A 3572-nucleotide genomic window follows, 5' to 3' on the forward strand; every position below is an offset into this window, starting at 1 on the left:
GCCGAGGGGGAGGGAGGGGTTTCGGCCAGGCCGCGCCCGGGCGTTCGATCGTCTTATCGGGCCGGAGATATCCAGGAATTTCACACTCGGCTTCGCAATCTCACCCGATCGACGGAATGCACCCGGGGTGACCCGGAATCTACGCTTGGTGTATGTCGATGTGGGGTCGCACAGCGGTGCCGCAGTCCGCGCTGCGGGCTGTGGTCGCCGTGCTGGCCTCCGTGCTGCTGGTGCTGACCGGGTCGGCGTCCGCCGGGATGGAGCGCGTCTCCGTCCGTGAGGAGACCCTCGCCTCCGCCTCGCTGTCCGACGACTCGTCCGACGAGTGCGTCGCCTGCGCGCCCGAGCAGCGTGTGCCACGGCCGGGGAGGGTCGGGCGGCCGGCGGGCAGGCTTTTCCGCCCGCCGGCCTTCGCATCGTCCGCCGGGGGGACCGGGGGGCTCCCCGGCGGACGGGTTCCGCCGCGGTCCGGCGACACCGTCGCCGCGGGCCACGCACAGCACTCCGTTCTGCGCTGCTGAGCACAGCCACGCCCTGACCTCGCCGCCGACGCGTCGCGGGCGGGGCGTCGCTGACACCCGGGCTCGTCCCGGCAGGCCGGCAGTTCAGACACAGGAGTGACGCCATGCGCATCGATTCCGCGCGCGCTCTCGGCGCCTATGTGCGCGCAGAGGCCTATCGCGCCCACCGCCCCGCTCCCGATCCGGAGCCCGCCCCCGTCGTCGTCGAGGAACGGCCGGACGCGCCCCGGGGCGCGGAGGACGGGGGGCCGTCCGGATCGCGGCGGGCGGGGGTGCTCGCCCGGCTGCTGTTCCTCCGTCAGAAATAGCGGAGGTCTCCCGGCAGTGGAGAGAAGTACGCGGCCCGCCGTCCCCGGCGGGCCGCTTCGCTGTGCGGGCTCCGTCGGGAAGGGGACCCGGCCGACGAGGTGACTTTAAGGTAAGGCTAACCTAATATCCAGGTTGTCCGGCGGGAGTGATCCCGTACGGCGCCCTCTTCTCGTATACCGACGCCCGGAGCATCTGATGACCTCGCCCAACCGCCTCCTCCTGACCGCCCCGCGCCGCGCGGCGCAGGCTCTCGCCGCTGTGGGTGCGGCCGCTCTGCTGCTGACCGGCTGCGGCTCCGACTCGGACTCGGGCTCGGACAAGACGAAGAACGAGGCGGCGTCCGGCGGCGGCGAGACGCGCATGATCAAGGACGCGACCGGCACCGCCGTCAAGGTGCCCACCAACCCCAAGCGCGTCGTCACCCTCACCCAGGAGGACCTGGACGCGGTGCTGGCGCTCGGCATCAAGCCGGTGGGCATCACCAACGGCCAGGGCCTGAACAAGCCCCCGGCCTACCTGGAGGACAAGGTCAAGGGCATCAACGTCGTCGGCAACCTCCTCCAGCCGGTGATGGACAAGGTCCTCGCGGCCAAGCCCGACCTGATCCTCGCCGGTGACATGCAGGACCAGAACGTCCTCAAGCAGCTCCGCGAGATCACCCCGGCCACCCTGGTCACCATGGCGCCGACCGACGACTGGAAGCTGTCCTTCCGGGGCGTCGCCAACGCCGTCAACAGCCTGGACAAGGCCAACAAGGTCATCGCCGACTACGAGGCCAAGGCCAAGAAGGCCGGCGAGGAGCTCGGCGAGAACAAGGGCGCCGAGGTCTCCATCGTCCGCTGGAACCCGGACGGCCCCAGCTGGATGGAGAAGAAGCAGTTCGCCAGCGGCGTCGCCCTGGACATGGGCCTCAAGCGCCCCAAGACGCAGGACAAGGACGGCAACGCCCACACCCCGGCGCTCAGCCTTGAGAAGATCAGCGAGATCGACGGCGACTGGCTGTTCCTGTCCACGCTGACCTCGGACGGCGAGAAGGCCCTCAAGGACGTCCAGGAGAAGCCCGCCTACAAGGACCTGAACGCGGTGAAGAAGAACCACGCCGTGACCGTGAACGGTTCGGTCTGGTCCACCCGCGGCGGCCCGCTCGCCGGCGACGTCGTCATCGACGACATCACCAAGGCGCTGAAGAAGTAACCCCCCTGACCGGCCGTGCCGGGCGGGCCGTCGCGGACGGCCCGCCCGGCACACGGCGTTGGCTACGCGCGGCGCGTCTCCGCGAAGTCCGCCGCCGTCCAGGCCATGCCGATCGCGCCGTCGAGGATCGCCCGCTCCGCCTCCGGTGAGACGGCGGCCTCGGCGAACTCCGGCTCGTGCGGGCCGCAGGCGCCGCCCGTGATGTCCAGCACCGGATGGATCGACGGGACCGCGTGCGAGACGTTGCCCATGTCCGTGCAGGCGAACGCGTCCTTCTGCTGCGGCTCGGGCCGCCCCAGCGCCCGGGCGTTGGCCGTCCACAGGGCGATCAGGCCGGGGTCGGTGCGGAAGTCCAGGTAGTCCGGCTCGGGACGGGTCAGCGACACCTCGCAGCCGGTGGCCAGCGCCCCGGCGCGGAAGCACGCCTCGACGCGCTCGCGCAGCTCCCGGAGGTCCTCGGCGGCGGAGGCGCGGATCTCGTACTCGGCGGTCGCCCGGTCGGGGATCAGATTGGGCGCCGTGCCCGCCCCCGTGGTCACCCCGTGCACCTTCCAGTGCGGCGGCAACTGCTGGCGCAGCAGCCCCAGTGCGACCTGTGCCACCGTCAGGGCGTCGGCGGCGTTGCGGCCCTCGTGCGCGTCGAGGCTGGGGTGCGCCGCCTTCCCCCGGTACTCGACCGAGAGCGTGCCCAGCGCGAACGAGCGGAACTCGGCCACCTCGAACGGGCAGGGGTGCACCATCATCGCGGCGTCCACCCCCTCGAAGGCCCCCGCCTCCAGCAGCAGCGCCTTGCCCGCGCCGCGCTCCTCCGCCGGGGTGCCCAGCACCCGCACGGTCAGGCCCAGTTCGTCCGCGAAGGGGGCCAGCCCCAGCGCCGCGCCGACGCCCGCCGCCGCGATCAGATTGTGGCCGCAGGCGTGCCCGAGGCCGGGCAGGGCGTCGTACTCGCAGGCGATGGCCACGGTGACCGGGCCGGATCCGGCGGTCGCCGTGAACGCCGTGTCCAGCCCATGGGCGGGAGCGGTGACGGCGAAACCGTGCTCCCGCAGCTCTTCCGCGCACCACGCGGCCGCCCGGTGCTCGGTGAAGGCCGTCTCGGGGTGCGCGTGAATGCGCCGGCTGAGCGCCAGAAGCCCCTCGCGGCGATCCAGAACGCGCTCGCGTATGGCTGATTTGAGGCCCTCGGCCACGGTCATGTCCGCTCCATCGTCGTCGTTCCCGCGCGGTGTCCGGACCAGCCGGACCCACGCTCACAAGCGTTCAGAAAATAGCTTAGGCTTACCTAAGCTGACGCACCGGGGGTTACCGGTGCGACCAGGAACGTTCGCCAGAAACCGGGAGTCCCCACGCGATGCGTCACCACCAGGCCGAGACTTCTTCCGTCGAACTGCCGCTCCTCGCCGCGCAGTCCGGAATCCTCTACGCCCAGGCTCTCGACCCCGCGAACCCGGTCCTCAACACCGGAGACCGCGTGGAGATCGCGGGACCCCTGGACGAGGAGCTCTTCGAGCGCGCCCTGAAGCGGACCACCGCCGAGGCCGAGACCCT

At 71.6% G+C, this 3572-nt stretch carries 5 protein-coding genes; 4 read left to right on the top strand and 1 reads right to left on the bottom strand.

What is annotated here, in order from left to right; all coding sequences use genetic code 11:
- Window positions 1-152: 152 nt before the first annotated feature.
- The 3 genes from K6I33_RS33175 (at window position 153) to K6I33_RS33185 (ending at window position 2024) form a co-directional block, all read left to right on the top strand.
- Entirely contained in the window at window positions 153-521 is a 369-nt protein-coding gene (locus K6I33_RS33175; RefSeq protein ID WP_229358398.1) for a hypothetical protein, read from the top strand.
- Window positions 522-625: 104 nt separating this feature from the next.
- Entirely contained in the window at window positions 626-829 is a 204-nt protein-coding gene (locus K6I33_RS33180) for a hypothetical protein (RefSeq protein ID WP_229358400.1), read from the top strand.
- Between the two features lie 196 nt (window positions 830-1025).
- The gene (locus tag K6I33_RS33185) at window positions 1026-2024 is read left to right on the top strand and encodes an ABC transporter substrate-binding protein (protein ID WP_229358402.1); all 999 of its coding nucleotides are present in this window, start codon (window positions 1026-1028) and stop codon (window positions 2022-2024) included.
- 62 nt (window positions 2025-2086) lie between these two features.
- Here K6I33_RS33185 and K6I33_RS33190 read toward each other — a convergent pair whose 3' ends face one another.
- Window positions 2087-3220 carry a M20 family metallopeptidase gene (locus K6I33_RS33190; RefSeq protein ID WP_229358404.1) on the bottom strand — a complete coding sequence of 378 codons (1134 nt, stop codon included), beginning with the start codon at window positions 3218-3220 and terminating at the stop codon, window positions 2087-2089.
- 155 nt (window positions 3221-3375) lie between these two features.
- Here K6I33_RS33190 and K6I33_RS33195 point away from each other — a divergent pair.
- Window positions 3376-3572: hypothetical protein (locus tag K6I33_RS33195; protein ID WP_229358406.1), on the top strand; the 197-nt coding region annotated here is incomplete at its 3' end.

It is taken from the genome of Streptomyces sp. UNOB3_S3 (assembly GCF_020740895.1).
Lineage (GTDB): Bacteria > Actinomycetota > Actinomycetes > Streptomycetales > Streptomycetaceae > Streptomyces.

Coding starts and splice junctions, on each gene's coding strand:
- K6I33_RS33185 (WP_229358402.1), top strand. CDS start 1,026: ATGACCTCGCCCAACCGCCTCCTCCTGACCGCCCCGCGCCGCGCGGCG.
- K6I33_RS33180 (WP_229358400.1), top strand. CDS start 626: ATGCGCATCGATTCCGCGCGCGCTCTCGGCGCCTATGTGCGCGCAGAG.
- K6I33_RS33190 (WP_229358404.1), bottom strand. CDS start 3,220: ATGACCGTGGCCGAGGGCCTCAAATCAGCCATACGCGAGCGCGTTCTG.
- K6I33_RS33175 (WP_229358398.1), top strand. CDS start 153: ATGTCGATGTGGGGTCGCACAGCGGTGCCGCAGTCCGCGCTGCGGGCT.